Genomic DNA, 17,533 nt, shown 5'->3' on the forward strand with positions numbered 1-17,533 from the left:
GTCTATCCTTTCTTCGACACGCAGTCGTTCTTAGAAACCCAGCTCAACGGCTCTTCAGAGAGCCGCAGGTCGCACGGAATGGCGTTGTAGGACCAGCTGCCGATCATGGGCTCGCCCACCTCGCAGCGGGTCAGGTGGTTGGCATTCGACTCGTCCATGCCGCCAAGACGCTCATCGGCGCCCCATTCGGGGTGCCACCAGCCGTAGTCGACGCTCACCACATCGTCGCGCATGGCGGCCACCGCAAGGACGAAGCGGGCCACCCCCGCATCGGTGACCACCTCTACGGCATCCCCCTCACGAAGCCCGAGCGCCTCGGCGCAGGCCGGGCTCACCGTTGCCTCCGGTGCTGCCGCCCCATCACGAAAGCGCGAATTCTCGAAGTACATGGAAGCATTATACGGCTGTCTGCGAGCGCCGGTGATGAGCGTGAGGGAGCGGCGAGGAGCCTTAGGACCCCCAAGCACGGGCTCGGGCAGGCGGCTGCCGCCGTGGAAAGGCAGAAACTCGCTTGCGAGCTCGATTCTGCCCGTCGTCGTGGCGAATCCGACCGGACGCCCATCCGCTCCGAGCGCCTCATGCTTCGCGTAGGCGGGCCGGGGCCAGTAGGTGCCCTCGATGCAGAACTCCTCCCAGGAAAGCCCTGCAGGTAAAAGCTGCGACGCAAACGCGTCCTCGAGCGTCTCCTCGGGCCAGAACTCGGCCTGCCCCAAACGACGTCCCAGCTCGCGGAACACGTCGTAGTCGCACCGGCGCTCGTAGTAGGGAGCCACAGCCGCCGGCCCTCCGTAGGCAGCGTTGGCGATGCCGCCGTGCACCTGCAGAACCGGGCGCTCCAGCGCGCCGGCGATGGGCAGCACGTAGTCGGCGAGCTGCGCGGTGGGCGTGAGACGGTACTCGAGCACCACGAGCAGGTCGAGCGCTGCGAGAGCCCTTTGCACGCGCGCGGTGTCGCCGTAGGTGAGCAACGGATTGGTCGCCTGCACGACGAGCGCGCGAATGGGATAGGGCCGCCCCTCCTCCATGGCTCGAAGCACCAGATCGGGATGAGCCGAGGTGAGGTATCGCATGGGAGGGGTGCGTCCCAAGCGCTCGGTGAGCGCGCGCAGGGCGTCGTAGCCGGCATAACTCTGCAACGGCGTACGATAGGAGCTAAGCGCCGCCGCGCGGCAGGACGCAGGCATGGCGTCGCTCATCTCCATGGCCAGCTCGCTCACGAAATCAGGCGCTTCGGCAAGCACGCATGCGCCGGGCTTATCCACATTGCCCGTGATCGCGCGCAGGCAGCACAGCGCCCGATGGGTCGGGGCCACCGCCGCGCCGATCTGGTCGATCCCGCGGCCCGACACGAGAGCCGAGGCGCGACCGCCTGAAAACAGGCGCGCCGCCCGGCGGATATCGTCGGCCGAAACTCCGCAGGTAACCGCCACGGCCTCGGGCGCAAGCGGCGCCACCGCACGCGCCAGCTCATCGAAACCAGAGCACCATGCGTCGACGAACGAAGCGTCGTAGAGCTCCTCCCCGATGATGACGTTCAGAAGGCCCAATGCCAAGACCGCATCAGTTCCGGGACGCACGGGCAACCACACGTCGGCGATGGCCGCAGCCTCGGTTCTCCGCGGATCGACCACGACAAGGGCGCCCCCGCCCGCGGCGTAGGCGCGAATGTGCTGCCAGAACGCGGAGTTGTCCGACTGCGCCGGGTTGGTGCCCCACAGCACGAGACACTCGGTGAGCCCCGGCACGATATCGGCCTCGACCGACCAGCCGAACGTCGCCATATCCATCCACACGCGCGGGTTCCAACAGATCTGCCCGATACCCATGTTGTTGGGCGAGCCGAACAGGTTCATGAAACGGTGCAGCGGCCAGAACGACGCATGGGGGCCGCCGATGGCGCTCGCCAGCGTTTCCGGCCCGCTCTCAGCCGCCAGCGCCGCCAGCCGCTCCGCGATGTCGTCGAGGGCCACCTCCCAGCTCACGCGCTCCCATTTCCCGCTCCCCCGCTCGCCGACGCGACGCAGCGGCCAGTTCACGCGGTCGGGGGCGTCGAGCGCCGCCACGTTCATGGGCCAGCGCCTGCATGCGGCCATGACCTGCGACCCATAGGGGTAGCGTGCCGGATCGGGCCGCAGCCCCGTCACCCGTCCGTCCTCCACCGTCGCGATGACCGCGCAGTCGTAGCCGCAGTACTGGCAATTGCTCGGACGTTCCTCAACCGCGCTCATCGCCCGGCCTCCGCATCGCGCGCCAGATCGATAAAGCCACGTCCGCCCTCTCCCTCAGGCGCGGCGCGTCCCTCCAAAAGGAAGCGCAAGGCCATGGGGCGGGCCAGGGCACGCCAGTCCATGGGGTATTCACAGAGAAACTCCAGGTAATGAACGACGGGAAGCGTCTCCTGGGCCATCGTGAGCGAGGCCGCGCAACTCATGCAGCCGCATACGAGCGCGTCCGCGCCGCACGACGCCGCCTCATCGGCCCTGCGCGCGCCCTGCGAGAGCGCCGCCTCGAAGCGGCCCGCGGCCCGAGCCGTCGATCCGCAGCAGCGCGAGGCGGGCTTGAGGTTCTCCTCGATGAGCGCCGCGGCAGGCAGAAGCTCGCGCATGCCACTGCCGAACCCGTACGCGCCCCGATCGGGGCAGGAGTCGTGCACCCAGAGAAGCGCGCCGCCGTCGCAGGTGAGCCCTTTGGCCGCCAGCGTGCGCGCGATGGCCCCCTCTTCGATCCGGCAGCCGGCATCGGCTAGCGCGCGCGAAAGCGGTACCACCTCGATAGCCGGCGCCCCGGGGGCGGCGAGCGCCCGTCGCAGCGCGGCGGAGCAGTTCGGGCACGCGGCAACGATGCGATGCACGCCGGCCCGGGCAAAGGCCTCGCGCATCTTCTCGTCAACCGTGTCGCGACGGGCCGCTCCCCCCTCCTCGAAATCGAGGATCTTGCCGCAGCACAGAAGGGAGACGCCCTGCGCGATGCCCGCACCCGCGAGATAATCAGCCATAACCGACACGAGCGCGGGCGCGTAGTTTACCATCGAGCAGCCCGGAAAGAACACCGACGGAGCATCCTCGACAGGCCGCTTCTCGACCACGCGCGCCGCCCCGCCGTCCGCCGACACGGCGATAACATGCCCGGTCAGCGCATCGGTGAACGCCATATCGTCCACAGCAATCCTCCTTCCGCATCCTATCAGTAGGCGGCCCGCATCGGAGCTTGCGCCCGATGCGGGCCGCCTCGCAAACCCACCGGTCGACCCACCGCGCCGACCTAGTAAAGATTCTCGTCCTTCTTCCAAGCCGTGAGGAACGCCGCGTCCTTCTTCGGCAGGCGCTCGTTGAAGCGCACCTCACCGGGAATGGGCGCGCGCTCGTCGGAGTACACGCACAGGTAGCGCAGCAGCAGGCCGCCGCAGAGCACGAGCCACGGCGCTACCAGCGCGGAAGCCGCCGTGCCGGCGCCGAAAACATACAGGCAAAGCGGGAGCAGCAGACCGCCGAAGACCATGCCGCCCCAGAACAAGGGGGCCGTCTTGCCGCGCACCCAACGGGCGGCAACCTCGTGGGCGCACACGTTGCCCGCTCCGTAGAAGCTCAAGACCATCACGAGCAGCACGACGATCTCGGCCACAACGAGCACGATGTCGACCGTATGCACGATCTCGTGAATGAGCTCAGCGAGCAGAAGGGCCACGCCCTCAAGCTGAAGCGCCCCGCCGAGCGACAGCGCAATGGCCGCGCAGGCCGTGGAGAGTGCCGAGACGGTGAACAGCACCGGCAGCGCCGGGGTGGCCCAGAAGGCGTGGGCCTTCAGTGTGGAGAGCATGACGCCGGTGTACACCATGATGCCGAAGCCCGCCACCCCGGCCACGCCGAGCATGATCGGGCGGACGCCCTCAAGAGCGGCGGCCAAACCGAAGGTCCACTCCCAACCGAGCACGTACAGGTAGCTGGCCCACCACACGAAGCCGAAGATCATGGCAACGGACAGGAGCACCGCGCCCCACTTGATGATGGCGGTCTTGGTGGTGAACACGCGCCAGAACACCGGCGGCTGTCCCAGCTCGAAGACGAGGAAGAAGCAGCCTAGGGCCAGCGCCGCCAGGGCGAAGAACACCGGAGCGAAGAACAGCGGGCCCGAGCCCGGAGCAATGATCAGATCGAACAGGGCGGACAGGAAGAAGATGCCGCCGCCCAAGCCGCCGAGGAACAGGTAGATGACAATGGGGGCCTCCCAGTAATGGTGCTTCATCGCGCACCACCTCCCATCTCAGGAATGTAGTAGATCTGCGGGTCGGTTCCCAGCTCGGTGAACAAACGCTCGGTGTGCGTGGTGTTGATGAGCCTCGACACCTCGCTTTCCGGATCGTCGATGTCGCCGAAGATGCGAGCCCGCTGGTGGCAGGTGGCCACGCAGTAGGGCTCGGCGGCGGGGTCGAGCGCTCGGCGATCGCGACAGAACGTGCACTTGCGCACGTACTGGTCGAAGCGGGGCACCATGTGGGACACGTCGCGCATGCCGTAGGGGCAGGCGTTCACGCACACCTTGCAGCCCATGCACTTCGAGTAATCGACCCATACGGTGCCGTCGTCGTCCTGCTGGCTGGCACCCGTGGGGCAGCACGGCACGCACTCGGGGTTGGCGCAGTGCATGCACTGGGTCGGCGTCCAGGTGCGATACACCTCCGGGAACGTGCCCTTGACGCCCTCGGTGTACACGGGGTTGTAGATGATGTCGAGGGGGAGGTCGTTCCAGGTGCGGCACGCGACGGTACACGACTGGCACCCGATGCAGCGGCTCTGGTCGACAACCATGACGTAACGGGTCATAACTTAGGCTCCTTCCTCTTCCTCGGCGACACGGGCGGCCGCGGCCTCTTCGTTGACGATCGGGTTGTACTCCATGTCGTAGTGAGTCCCCGTCGACTCGTCCACCAAATGTCCCGTGGCACCGTCGTAGAGCCAGCCGTAGTAGGCGTCGTGGAAGGCGCCGGTCTCGGGGTCGACGAGCCAGCCGGAGGCGGGATCGTACACGTAGGGCTTGTCCGCGAGCTGCGCGTAGCCGCCCTCGGCGTTCCACGTCAGCTGCTCGGGCACCTCGAACGGAGCTTCGGCGCCGGGATAGCAGCGCACGCCGCCGAGGAAGGAGACCTCCTCGCGATCCATGGTGTAAGACTTGCCGATCGCGTCGTCCACAAGCAGCTCGCTTGCCGAGTCGTAGCGCCAGCCGGTGTAGGCGTCGTGGTAGCCCTTCGTGCGCGGGTTCACGAGCCAGCCCGACTCGTCCAGGCGGAAGTGCGTGCCCTCCTGGTACAGCTGGCCGTTCTGCCACACCCGGTAGAAGCCCTCGGGAGCCTCTTCAACCTCGGGCGTCTCGAACGGCACGTGCGGACGGGCCATCTTCTGATCGCTCGGCATGACCGTCACACCCGGTTCGGTGGCATTGCCGGGAATGGACCACTGGGCATCGGCGGGCTTGTAATCGCGATCCAGCTCGGTGCACTTGTACACGCGGCACATCAGGCCGCGGTTGGCCCAGCTGCCGCCCATCGGGTCGCAGTCCTCGACGTCTACCGACGTCAGAACGTTCACGTTCGACTCGAGGCAGCCGAAGGGGTTCGAGAGATCGGCCGAGCCGTCGCGCTCGGGGAACCACCAGCCGCGCGGCGCGAACACCACGCGCGGGTCGAGCTCGGGGCTCACGTTGGCGCGCATCTTGATGCGGCCGCGGCGCGTCTCGATCCAGCACCAGTCGCCCTCGGCGATGCCGAGCTTCTCGGCCAGCGCGGGGTTGATGGTGAAGTACGGATCGGGGTACAGGTAGCGAATGCCGGGCATCTGGAAGTGCTCGGAGTGATGGAAGGGCATGAAGCCGCCGCCCGTGGTGAGCACGATGGGGTACTTCTCGGCCACCTCGGGGTCGTCCACCTCGTTCTCGGAGCAGCCCAAATAGGTGGGCATGCCGGGGTACCCTAGCTCGCGCAGGATGGAGGAGTCGCACTCCACCTTGCCCGAGGGCGTCCAGAAGCCGCCGTTGGCGATGAACTTGTTCTGGTGCAGCGGCGGATAGTACATGCGGTAGTTGTCCACGAACTCGTCGTAGCAGCTGATGGGAAGCCCCAGAGGCTCGAGGATGTGGTAGTAGGCCTCCTCCTCGGTCTTCCACGGCCACATTTCCTCGGGCTGACCGCACGCGATGCCGAGCTTGCGCCAGAACGTCATGTCGGTGTGGCGGTCGTAGAGAGGCTGCATGGCGCGCTTGCCGCCGAGGATGGAATCGGTGGCGCCGTAGTGCGTCACGATGGTGGGGCGCTCCAGCGCGCCGGCCGCCGGGAACACGTAGTCGGAAAGCAGCGCCGTGGGCGTCATCCAGTAGTCGACCGTCACGAGGAACTCGCACTGCTTCAAAGCCTGAAGCGTCATCTTCGAATCGCCGTAGGAGTTGATCGGGTTGGTGGCGTTCACGATGAGCGCGCGAACCTGGTAGGGGTCGCCGGTGATGATGGCCTTGAACACGCTCGGGCCGTGGGCCTCGCAGAACCACTCGGTCGGAAGCGTCTTGCCCCAGGTGCGGCGCGCATTGTCGGAAATGAGCTGATAGCCCGGCCAGCTCGTCAGCTTGAACTTGTCGGAGCCGATCTGCTTGGCCTTCTGCTCCTCAGGGAGGCACTCGTTCGCCTCCATCTCCTCATCGGTGAGGTAGTTCAGGGCAGGCCCGGGCATGCCGTCGCCGCCAGGAACGTCCAAGTTGCCGCACACCGCGCGCATGAGCGCGAGCGTGAGGCTCGTCGTGGTGGAGGCGGTGCCCAGCTGGTCCCACGTGCAGCCCCACTGGATGCAGCCGGGGGTGTTGGTGGCGTACATGCGGGCCGCCGCGCGAATCTGCTCGGGGGAAAGCCAGGTCAGCGGCGCCGCCCACTCGGGCGTGTAGTCGCGCACGTGCTCCTTCAGGGCATCGAAGTCCTGGCACCAGTCGCGCACGAAGGCGAAGTCGTACAGACCCTCCCAGATGATGGTGCGCAGCAGCGCCAGCGCCAGCGCCGAGTCGGAGCCGGGACGCAGAGGGAGCCACAGATCGGCCTTCGAGGCCGTCTCGGAGAAGCGCGGATCGACGCAGATGATCTTCATACCGTTCTTCTGCAGGTCGGTGTAGCCGCGCATGGCGCCCAGAGACGACGCACCGGGGTTCATGCCCCAGAGCATGACCACCTTCGCCGAACCCAGGTCGGTCTCGAAGGGCGACCAACCGGCCACGCAGGTCTCGGCCATGAAGGTGGGGATCCAGCACAGAAGCGCGTTATGGAACCCGTTGGGGCTGCCGAACTGGTTCAGGAAGCGGCGGCGCGCCCAGTCGTCGGTGCGCGTCGTGCCGCCGGCGGTGGCCACGGCCTCGGCGCCGGATTCGGCCTTGATCTGGTTCAGGCGCTCGGCCACCTCCGCGATGGCCTGGTCGTACGGGATCTTCTCCCATTTTCCCTCGCCTTTGGCCCCCACGCGCTTGAGCGCATGGTTGATGCGGGCGGGATGGTTCAGATGCAGAAGGGCGCTGTTGCCGCGGCAGCAGAGGCCGCCTTGGTTCGCGTAGTTCGGGTCGCCCTCGATCTTGATCACCTCCCCGTCCTTCACATAGGCGAGGACGCCGCAGTTCGCATGGCAGAAGTAGCACAGCGACTTGCGCATCTCGACGCCGGGGGCGTGGATGTCAATCTCGTTCCCCATCGATAACTCTCCTCTTCTCGTCTCCTGTCGATCGCACCTCGGAAACCGCCGAGGCGCACAGGGCCACAAGGACCCAGGCCAGCCTGTCCGCGAGAGCGCTGCCGCCGCGGCGCCGCCCTCGCTGGCGTTCGATTTTCGAACACCGAAAGCCTTGCACTAATAGTAGACCTTACCTATATTAGATGCAATCTAATACTTGGTTGCATCTGCTACAAAAATGACCATCGGCCGCAACCTTTTGCTGCATCTCATCCAAAAAGAGAGGGGCGACCCGAAGGCCATCCCTCTCTTGAGCGATATGCCAGCCGCTCCCCTACGCCATAGGCGGCGCGAATCTCCTCTTGTCTTCTGGCCGAAATGATTGATTTGGTCTATTATTGTATCGATCGCAATATTCCACGATATTGAAAGGCCCTTTATGTGGCACGTGTGCAACCCGAAGTCCGATGACGATTTGAAGCAATGCGCCGAGCTGGGCAAGTCCCTCTCGCGCATGTCGCAGCCCACCATCCTCACCGTGCTGGCCTCATCCGCCGAGCCCCTGCACGGCTACGTCATCGTCCAGAAGGCGGCGGCCTCCCCCATGTTCGGCGGCAAGAAGCCCGATCCGGCGGGCATCTACCGCACGCTGAAGAAGATGGAGGAGCAGGGATTCGTCACCTCCGAATGGGACACGCCCTCCTCCGGCGCCGCCAAGCGCCTGTTCTCGCTCACGCCCGAGGGCCGTGCGGCCCTGCACCGCTGGATCGATGCCCTAGCCTGCTACATGGCCACCATCCAGGAGCTGCGCGAGGAGGCGGCCGACGCTTTGGGCATCCCCGTGCCGCCCCGGCCCGTCTGCGGCGGACACGAGTAACGGGCGCCATCGTGCCAGATCCCGTTTCCATCAGGCAACCACGCGTCTCCAAAACGCCCCAGCGCCTCCTCTCCGGGCGCGCCATCGCCGCGGCGCTCGGCCCTAGGCCCGTCATCGTCGTCGGCACCGCGCGCGACGGCCGGGCGAACTTCGCGCCCGCGGCTTTCTGCACGCCGCTGTCCTACGAGCCGCCCCTTGTGGCCCTGGGACTGAAATCGACATCCTGGAGCGGCAAGGCCATCGAGGTGACGGGGCACTGCACCCTGTCGACCGTGGGCGCCGAGGCGGCCGAGGCCGTGCTCTGGTGCGGCTCGCACTCGGGGCGCGATACCGATAAGAGCGAGGGCTTCCTGTGCGCTTGGACAGAAGGAGGGCACGCACTCCCCTATCCTCAGAACGCCCTCAGCGTTATGGAAGCGCGCGTTCGCTCTGTCACCGATGCCGGCGACCATCGTCTCTTCATCCTGGAGATCACCGAGGCCGCCACGCGCCTTCCCAAAACCGAGGAGGGCCGCCTCGCCACTGAACCGAGCCTCCTGTGCCTAGAGCACTCTGTCTTCGCCTGCGCCAGGCAGATTTCTTAGGTACTCTTCCACGTTCACATACTCCACTTCGCCCTCGTTGAAGGACTTGCCGCGATACAGCACGCGCTTGGCCACGATGGGGCCGAAGCGGTGCTCGGTCTGGGCGCACTTCCCGTCTTCCACGAGGAAGCGGTACTGCTGGGGCGCGGCCTTCGCACTGTGCTTTACCTCGTATATCTCGCAGTGCGCCGCGTCTGGATCAAACGCCACCATGTCGAACTCGCCGACGGGAAACTGCAGCACGAAGATTTGCTTGCGCGGGAAGGCCAGGGCCGTCTCGAGCAGCACAAGATCCTCCATCATACGTCTCATGATCTCGCTGCGAATGCGCTCGAGAACGCGGTTGCGCTCGACAAGGGACAAATCGGAAAACTCGTCGTCGGCAAGCAGACTCTCGACGAGCGCCTCGGCCTGAGCATAGCGCAGCCCCGGCTGGGAGATAATCGTACGGAAACGACGGTCATTCAGATTCTCCATACTGACCACGCTCACGCTCGCCACCAAATCAAGCAGGGCCAAATACTCCCGAATCTCGGCGACATGACCCTCTGAAAGCTCAACCGTGCGCTCGGCCGCGTCCCGAATCTCCAGCAAATCCCGCAGCCGACGCGTGATCGCCTCAATGTCAACGCGATCCAGAATATCCGTGGGCTCTTTTCGATCCTGCCGCAGATTTCGAGCTGAGAGCGCGAGATCATGCGATTTGAAATCGCGACTCAGCACATCAAGAGTAAAACGGTGATTCACGTCCTCCACCACTCGGTTGATGGCACTGGTCAACTCATCGGAATCATAAAGCTCCTGAAGGCTCCGGAAATGCCCTCCGTCTTGGTAGCACTTCAACGAATGCTGGATGTTGCGCGCAATGGCGCTGTCGATGTACTCGTCGGTGCTTCCCTTCGATGCGAACGTGGATTGCTCGTTGTAGTTGCGGCCGCCCAGACTCATAGTGCCACCGTAGCGCAGGTATTCGTCCACGCCCTCAACACCGAGCACCTCCTCGAACTCGCGATAAGGTATGAACGTCGTACGCAACAGCGTGCATCGGTCGTAAAGCTGCTCACTTTCCGCGAAAACGAAACCGAGGGAATCGGTGCCCGAGAGCACCAGGTGCATACCGCGCGTCGCGAACACATCGGAGAACAGAGCGGCGCCCTCGACGAAATCGGAGAGCAGCGTCACCTCGTCGACAAATACCGTGCGATAGCCCCTCTCGGCAAGCTTGCGGAGGTCGCGATTGACCTGGGCCAACGTATCGAAAGGGGTCACCTGCATGAACGCCGCACGCGCAAGCTCGTCGGAGGAAAGGTCGAGAATCGCCTGACGAATGAGGGTGGTCTTCCCCGTGCGACGAAGCCCGCACAACACGAGCACCTTATCGCGGGGCTCCCTCTCTAAGAAAGCGCGGAGCTTCCCGTAGAGGGCGCGCTTCTTAAAGCTCGCAACGGGCGCCGCGAACTCACGGAGTTCGTCTCCGACGAGTACAGAGCCTTCGAAGGCCTCCACACGGGGAGGCACCTCCCGCTGCCCGCCCTTGACAAGCTCTTGCTCAAGGCGCTTGCGGAGAGCAAGTTGCTCTCTCAGGCTCTCCACCTCATCGCGAGGCACATAAAGCTCGCGCCGTTTTCCATCCTCTTTCACGCGAAGATACCAATACTCGCGTCCCTTGACGGTCTTCTTGGTCAGAGAGCCCGTCGGCAGACTCGCAATTTGCCGAATAAGCTCTTCTCGTTTTGCCTGTTCATCAGCCATACCGACACTCCATTCGAAAAGTTATACCCACTTATACCACATTTGGGTATAAATGGGTATAACTTAAAACTCGCGCCTCAGATCTCTCCTAGGTTGCGCAGGGTATCCGGACCGACAGCGCGCAGGGCCGCCTCGCAGGGCTCGATCGCGTAGTTCGGCTGGGTGATGACCGGGTCGGGCATCAGGGCCACGCGCTCGACCGCAAGCGGATGATCAGCGAGGTCATCGTAGATGCCGAAGCCCAAGGCCCGCTGGGGACACGCCTCCACGCATATCGGGCCCAAACCGGCGGCGACGCGGTCGTGGCACCCGTCGCACTTCTCGATGTGCGCGCTCGCCTCGTTGAAGCGCGGGGCGTGATACGGGCACGACAGAGCGCATACCTGGCACCCCGTGCACCGCTCGACATCGACCCTCACGAACCCGAAATCGTCCTTGGCAATGGCATCGGAGGTGCAGAAGCGCAAGCAAACGGGATTCGTGCAGTGGTTGCACGACATAGAAACGTAGAAGGCGAACACATCGTGCTCCCATGCCCCCTCGTCGTTCTGAGTCCAGATTCCGCCGGCGTACTCGTGCACGGTGCGAAACGCCGGGCCCACCCCGAGGTCGTGGTAGTCCCGGCAGGCCATCTCGCAGGTCTTGCAACCGGTGCAGCGCCGCTGGTCGAACGAGAAGCCGAACTGATGATGCGAATCGCCCAAAGCGCCCGTTCCCACGACGGACGCAGACGTCGCCTTCGCGCGCGTCATCGCGCCTCCTCTCCTCGGCCCGCCTCAGCCTCACGCAGCGCCGCTTCCGCCCGTTCGGCGTCGGTCAGGTGGCGCAGACGCACCAGACACGAGTTGTGCGGATTGCCGTGCGACCACGCCGTCGGCTCGTCGGAGGAGACCGTGTTGGCGCACCCACCCCAATCGAGGCGATCGCCCTGCATGTCCGCATCGTGCCACGCGCCCTCCGGCAGCGCCACCACGCCCGGCATGATGCGCGGCGTCACCCGCGCCCGGCACACAAGGGCGCCCCGATCGTTTTCGACGACCACCAAAGCGCCCGAGGCGATTTGGAGCCGCTCGGCATCGACGGGGTTCACCGACAAGCGCCTGGGCACCACGACCGCAAGCTCGGGTACGTTGGAAAATGACGAATGCGCGCTCTGGCGCCCGTGATAGCTGATCATTTGGAAGGGATAGGGGCCGGCAAGTGCCGCCTCGGCGCCCTCGGGCGCGGCGATGTACGCCGGGATCGGGCTTGCCGGCAGACTCGGATCGTCCGCCAAAAGCTCCGCGACCTTTTGATCGTATATCTCGACCTTCCCCGAAGGCGTGGGCAGAGGATGCGCTTCCGGATCTCGTCGGAAATCGGCGTAGGCGACCGCCTCCCCCTCGTAGGGACGCCGCACGACCCCCTGCTCGGCCAGTTCGGCACGCACGCCCTCGGCGTCGTCGGCAAAGCAGCTCTCGCGCAGCCGCAGCTCGTCCATCTCGCCCAACGTGGCGACGCCTTCGCAGAAGGCCTCCTCCACCCCGAGTCTGCGCGCGAGCTCGCGGGCCACCTCCCATGCGCACCGACGATCGAGCGCATCGCCGCCCCACGACGCAGCCGAGATGACGCCGCGGACGCCGTCGGAGTTTCCCGACGAAACGAGCACATCGCGCTCGGCCTGGGCCACATCGGGCAGCACGATGTCGGCGTAGCGCATAGAATCGGTCATCATCACGTCGATGCCCACGATGAACTCGCACAGGCTCTCATCGGCGAGGATCTCGTGGGTTCGGTTGATGTCGGCGTGCTGGTTGGTGAGCGCGTTGCCCGCATGATTGATGATGAGCTTCACCGGCGAGGGCAACCGGTCGACGCCGCGCACGCCGTCGGAAGCCGCAAGCTCGCTCCCCCGCTCGACCGCGCGCGACCAAAGAAACACCGGGATGGCCGCCTTTACCGGGTTCTCCCCCACCGGATCGTCGGGAAGCACGGGCCTAAAGAGCCGCTCGCGCGCCCCGCTGTTCGTGCCGGGAAGACCGAAATTGCCCGTGAGCAGGGCAAGCAGACAGATTGCCCGCGCCGATTGCTCTCCGAAGGCCGTGCGTTGCGGGCCCCAGCCTTGCATGATGAACGCCCGCTTCGCACCGGCGAGCTCGCGGGCGAACGAAACGATGCGGGCCGAGGGGCATCCCGTGATGCGGGCAGCCCACTGCGGCGTCTTCGCCACACCGTCCGGCCCTTCCCCCAGCACGTAGGCGCGATAGCTCTCCAAGGCGGGCGCACCCGCAGGCATCGTCGCGCCGTCGTATCCGACGCAGTACCGGTGCAAAAATTCCTCATCGGTGTGCCCCTCGGTGATGAGCACCCAGGCAACGCCGGCCACAAAGGCCGCGTCGGTACCCGGGCGAAGGGGGATCCACGCATCGCCCTCGCCCGTTACCGCGTCGCTCTGGCACGGATCGATCGCGATTACCCTGAAAGGGCGCCCCTCCCTCGCGGCCTCCTCGCGCGTCTGCACGAGACGGTACGCGCCGCTTGCCCCGCCCATGCGCGTGAGCGCCGGGTTGGCGCCGAAGAGCACCACCAAATCGGCCCGGGACGCTTCGGAAAGCAGCGACCCAGTGTAGTAGCCGTCGTCGCCAAAGAGCGACGTGCACGCCGTCTGCAGCTGCATGCAGCTGTAGTCGCCGTAGATGCCCAAATGTCCGCCGTAGCAGTTCATCAGTCGCTCGAACGGCGAACCGGAACCCGACCATATCGCCGTCGCGTAGGGAAGCAGCACCGCCTCGTTGCCCCATCGAGCGACCGTATCCCTGATGCGCTCGGCAATCTCGTCGAGAGCCTCATCCCAACCGATGGGTTCGAACCGGCCCGATCCTCGAGGCCCCACCCGGCGCAGCGGTTCGTTCAAGCGATCGGAGCTGCCCAGCCAGTAGCGCAAGGCCCGGCCGCGCAGACACGCGCGCAGCTGCGGGTTGCCGGGCTCCTCAGGGCGGCAATCGGTCTCCGTCCAGAGAATCTCGCCGTCGCGCACTTGAAGGCGCAGCGCGCAACGGGATCCGCAGTTCACCGAGCAGGTCTGCCACACCTCGTGCACCCCGACCCGACCGGACGACCACCCCTCGCGCCTCACCATGAAAGCTCCCCCAGCTCGTCGAGGGCCGCGTCCTCCAGCTCGAGCAGGTGCTTGAGGGCACGCTGCACCGCCCGCTCTTCCACTGCCTCGCCGAACATCGACACGAGCACGGCGTACAAGTCGTCGGCCACCTCCTGCACGCAGATCATTCCCTGGGGCGTGAGCTTGAACAGGATGCCACGCGCATCGCGCTCGTCGGGCACGCGCACCAAATAGCCCTGCTCCTCCAGACGCACCGAGGCCGTAGTCACATAGGCCCGCCCCGTTCGCAGGAAGGCCACCATATCGCGAGCGCGCAGCATCCTCGCCGCTGTACGGCGCTTGGGATAGAGCTCCAGCAAAAAGCGGAAATCAGTGAGCGATAGCGACGTCGCCTTCTTGACGGCCGTCTGAACCGCATAATGGAGCATGGCCGTCGCCGCCAGCCCGCGTCGGGCATCAAACGCCTCGGACGCCTCCCCCGCAAGGGGCCTGCGCGCGTAGCAGCTACCCGGCATCGAAAACGCGCGGCGCAGCAGATCAGCCAAAACAGCGCGCTCCTCTTCGGAAAGGTCATCCACGCACAGCGCGAAGAATGCATTCAGACGCTCAGTCAACCGTGCCGCTCTCTCGCGCCCGGCCCGCGTCAGCTCGATGCAGCCATCATCGCAGACCCTAAGAAGATCCCGATCCGCCAGAACGCCCACCGCTTCGTCGACATCGGCCGGCTTCAGCACCAACAGCCGCGCGGCGCGCATCGGGAGCACCCGTTCGGATTCAGGCAAGGTCAGCTGCGCCAGAAGACGAAACTGAAGCGGGGTCATCTGCTTGGGGAGAAGCTTAGTCACGCCTCGGGTCGCCTTGGCGATCACGGCGCACCACAAGGTGACGATATGGGCCTTCGCATAGTCCACGTCCCGCCCCTTTCCGCCTCTGCGTCCGATCGGCGCGCAAAAAAAGCGCCTGCACCTGCGACATTATAGCGTACGCAGGAACAGGCGCTAAGCGAGGGGGCCTTCTTTAGGCTACCGAGGCCAACGTATTCGGCGAAGCGGCTTGAACGACCCCGAGCAGACCGCCGGCGAGATCGGCCAGAAGGCCATAATAGGTCGCCCCCTCCTTGTGCAGCGCCGCTGCAAATTGCCCGAACCACGGAACCAAATCGGCCTCGACGAACGACTTCAGCAAAGCTGCCTCCTCCGCCTTTGCAAGGCCGTTCGAGGTCGCCCGCTGCGCGAGCGCGCTGCAGTAGAGGAGCTCGATACCGATATGGTCGGCATACTGGTTGTTCTCGTTCGACACCTCGAGCCCCGCATCGCGAAGGCGCTCCTGCATGCGAAACGTCGGCTCGCCGAACCCGTTCGTCACACCTTCCTGCACATAAAACGACTCCCAGGGTGCCACTGCCGGCTCCGGCGGCCCGATGAACAGGCGCGCGTACTCAACCGAGACATCGCGCACGCGCTCGTCGCGCGGCGTGCCTTCGTCCGCGGCGGCCCAGGCGAACAGCCCGTCCAAAGCGCACGTCACTTCTTCGCTTCCGAAATCGGGGAAGGCGGCCCAAAATGTCCGGCCGAGTCCCGCATCGGACGTTTGGCTCATCGGGGCGAGAAATGAGTTCCCCGCGAAGGCCAGCGCCCGGGCCAGCTCATGCGCGGCCGCCTCCTCGCACCCGTAGGGCCTCTCGTGCTCCAAGGCGTACTCCATGACGCACTCCCTTCCTCTCCTTAGTCCTATTTCTCGCGGCGATCCACGATCAGCTTGCTCGCGAGCACCATGAACGCCAAGATCACCAGGGAAATCACGCCGGCGACCACGAGGATCTCGATCGGCGTGGGCGCATACGAGCTCAGCACCGCAAACGACGCCGTGCCGGTCGCGTGCGCCGCCTCACTCGAGCCGGAGATAATGCCCGGCGCGCCCATCACGTTGGGAACGATGAAAGCGGTGAACAGAAGCCAGATGCGCTTGCAGAACACGCCCACGACGATGAGCACGCAGGCCACGTTGACGAGCACGGCGCTCTGGCGGTTCTTCGCGAACACGAGGATGCAGAACGGAACCACCAAACCGCAGATGATCTCGAACCAGAAGAAAGGAGCGGTAGGACCGGTCGTCAGCAACGCCAAAGTCTCCGCTCCGGCCGCTCCGGGATAAGCCATAGTGAGCACTTCGCAGAAGATGAAGAACGCGTCCACCGCCACGCACGTGCACAGAAGGCCGGCGAGCATCGCCATGAGCTCGCGGGAGGTATCGTAGATGCCGGCCTTCTTCAGAATGCCGAGCACCACAAGCAGAAGCGCGAGGCCCGAATCCATAGCGCTCGCCACGAAAATGGGAGCCATGATAGCCGTGTACCAGCCCTCTTTGGCCGCTTCCAGACCGAAGATCCACGCGGTCACCGAGTGCACCAGAATGGCGCAGGGAAGCGCGAAGCGCGACACGATGGACACGGCATGCTGGTTGCCGCGCGTCATGAACACGAGATAGAGCACGTTGATGATGAGGTAGCAGGTAATGACGCACACGTCCCACAGAAGCGGGGAGGTCGGATTGGGGCCGGTCAGAATGCGCCACACGCGCTGAATGCCGCCCAAATCGATGAGCACGAACATGCCCGCCGCGCAGATGCACACCGTGGAGAGGATGATGGCGGGAAGCGCCACCGCCTTGAACTTCGTGATGTGGAATACGCTCGCCGAGGAGGCCACGATGAGGCCGCCGGCGGAAAGACCCACGAAGAACATGAAGTTGGTGATGTAGAGGCCCCACGAGGTGCCGTTGTTCATGCCCGTCACCGTCAGGCCGAAGATGAGCTGGTACACCCAGCACCCCACGCCCACGGCCACCACCACGGCCAGGATGGCCGCCAGGACTTTGTATCGCTTGATCAGTTCCATGAGAGCCTCCTATTCGAAGTAGTGAACGGACGGACGGGTGCCCTGGCCTTCCAGGAGCGTCCACGCCTTGCGGTTCAGAATGGTCTGGGAAATCTCGCTGTCCGGATCGTCCAAGTCGCCGAAGATGCGCGCATGGGCCGGGCAGCACACGACGCACATGGGCTCCTCGCCGCGGTCGGTGCGCTCCTTGCACAAGGTGCACTTCTCGGCCACGCCCTTGGGACGCACCGGCACCTCGGCATCGCCGTAGTTGGCGCCCGTCACGCGCACCGGCGTCTGCCAGTTGAAGTTGCGCGCGTTGTAGGGGCAGGCGGCCATGCACATGCGGCAGCCGATGCACTTGTCGTAGTCGATCTCCACGCGGCCCTTGTCGTCCTTGTAGGTGGCGCCGGTGGGGCACACGCGCTGGCACGCCGCGTTCTGGCAGTGCTGGCAGGCCACGGGCAGAAACGTGCGCGTCACGTTGGGATAGGTGCCGAGCGCGCCGTCCACAACGTCACAGTCCTCGGTGAGCACGCGGTTCCAGAGCATCCCCTCGGGCACGTTGTTCTGCATCTTGCACGACAGGGCGCAGGTGTGGCAACCGACGCAGCGGTCGAGGTTGATGGCAATGGCTAGTCTGGTCATGATGTCCC

Annotated in this window: 14 protein-coding genes; 2 read left to right on the plus strand and 12 right to left on the minus strand. The window is 65.3% G+C overall.

The genetic code is table 11. The features are described 5' to 3' along the window. Positions 1-2 precede the first annotated feature (2 nt). The 5 genes from NE591_RS04745 to NE591_RS04765 form a co-directional block, all read right to left on the minus strand. Positions 3-2,228, minus strand: a complete 2,226-nt coding sequence (locus NE591_RS04745; protein WP_256156385.1) for a molybdopterin-dependent oxidoreductase — start codon at positions 2,226-2,228, stop codon at positions 3-5. Next, positions 2,225-3,151 (minus strand): heterodisulfide reductase-related iron-sulfur binding cluster, encoded by a 927-nt coding sequence (locus tag NE591_RS04750; protein WP_223900884.1) that lies wholly within the window; start codon positions 3,149-3,151, stop codon positions 2,225-2,227. The genes NE591_RS04745 and NE591_RS04750 overlap by 4 nt, the downstream gene beginning before the upstream one ends. A gap of 110 nt (positions 3,152-3,261) precedes the next feature. Beyond that, a complete protein-coding gene (gene nrfD, locus NE591_RS04755; RefSeq protein ID WP_117284716.1) occupies positions 3,262-4,242 on the minus strand; it encodes an NrfD/PsrC family molybdoenzyme membrane anchor subunit in 981 nt (326 codons plus the stop codon). Continuing rightward, positions 4,239-4,820: a 4Fe-4S dicluster domain-containing protein gene (locus NE591_RS04760; RefSeq protein WP_117284715.1), complete on the minus strand. Its 582-nt coding sequence runs from the start codon at positions 4,818-4,820 to the stop codon at positions 4,239-4,241. The genes nrfD (NE591_RS04755) and NE591_RS04760 overlap by 4 nt, the downstream gene beginning before the upstream one ends. Before the next feature lie 3 nt (positions 4,821-4,823). Continuing rightward, positions 4,824-7,709 (minus strand): molybdopterin-dependent oxidoreductase, encoded by a 2,886-nt coding sequence (locus NE591_RS04765; RefSeq protein ID WP_256156386.1) that lies wholly within the window; start codon positions 7,707-7,709, stop codon positions 4,824-4,826. A 418-nt stretch (positions 7,710-8,127) separates the two neighbouring features. Here NE591_RS04765 and NE591_RS04770 point away from each other — a divergent pair, with 418 nt between their 5' ends. Further along, positions 8,128-8,565, plus strand: coding sequence for a PadR family transcriptional regulator (locus tag NE591_RS04770; RefSeq protein ID WP_256156387.1), 438 nt, complete (start codon positions 8,128-8,130; stop codon positions 8,563-8,565). An 11-nt stretch (positions 8,566-8,576) separates the two neighbouring features. Continuing rightward, a complete protein-coding gene (locus NE591_RS04775; RefSeq protein ID WP_256156388.1) occupies positions 8,577-9,149 on the plus strand; it encodes a flavin reductase family protein in 573 nt (190 codons plus the stop codon). Here NE591_RS04775 and NE591_RS04780 read toward each other — a convergent pair. From NE591_RS04780 to NE591_RS04810, 7 genes are all read right to left on the minus strand, one after another. Further along, positions 9,108-10,901 carry an AAA family ATPase gene (locus tag NE591_RS04780; protein WP_256156389.1) on the minus strand — a complete coding sequence of 598 codons (1,794 nt, stop codon included), beginning with the start codon at positions 10,899-10,901 and terminating at the stop codon, positions 9,108-9,110. The genes NE591_RS04775 and NE591_RS04780 overlap by 42 nt on opposite strands. Before the next feature lie 77 nt (positions 10,902-10,978). Beyond that, on the minus strand, positions 10,979-11,653 hold the full coding sequence (locus tag NE591_RS04785; protein WP_256156390.1) for a 4Fe-4S dicluster domain-containing protein: 675 nt from the start codon (positions 11,651-11,653) through the stop codon (positions 10,979-10,981). Next, complete coding sequence (locus tag NE591_RS04790) at positions 11,650-14,019, minus strand: DMSO/selenate family reductase complex A subunit (protein ID WP_256156391.1); 2,370 nt, start codon at positions 14,017-14,019, stop codon at positions 11,650-11,652. The genes NE591_RS04785 and NE591_RS04790 overlap by 4 nt, the downstream gene beginning before the upstream one ends. Continuing rightward, positions 14,013-14,912, minus strand: a complete 900-nt coding sequence (locus tag NE591_RS04795) for a hypothetical protein (protein WP_256156392.1) — start codon at positions 14,910-14,912, stop codon at positions 14,013-14,015. Before NE591_RS04795 ends, NE591_RS04790 begins: the two co-directional genes overlap by 7 nt. 106 nt (positions 14,913-15,018) lie before the next feature. Beyond that, complete coding sequence (locus NE591_RS04800) at positions 15,019-15,705, minus strand: molecular chaperone TorD family protein (RefSeq protein ID WP_256156393.1); 687 nt, start codon at positions 15,703-15,705, stop codon at positions 15,019-15,021. Positions 15,706-15,731: 26 nt separating this feature from the next. Continuing rightward, a complete protein-coding gene (gene nrfD / locus NE591_RS04805) occupies positions 15,732-16,898 on the minus strand; it encodes an NrfD/PsrC family molybdoenzyme membrane anchor subunit (protein WP_256156394.1) in 1,167 nt (388 codons plus the stop codon). 9 nt (positions 16,899-16,907) lie between these two features. Continuing rightward, positions 16,908-17,525: a 4Fe-4S dicluster domain-containing protein gene (locus NE591_RS04810; protein ID WP_256156395.1), complete on the minus strand. Its 618-nt coding sequence runs from the start codon at positions 17,523-17,525 to the stop codon at positions 16,908-16,910. Positions 17,526-17,533: the final 8 nt, after the last annotated feature.

The organism is Adlercreutzia sp. DFI.6.23, from assembly GCF_024462535.1.
Lineage (GTDB): Bacteria > Actinomycetota > Coriobacteriia > Coriobacteriales > Eggerthellaceae > Adlercreutzia > Adlercreutzia rubneri.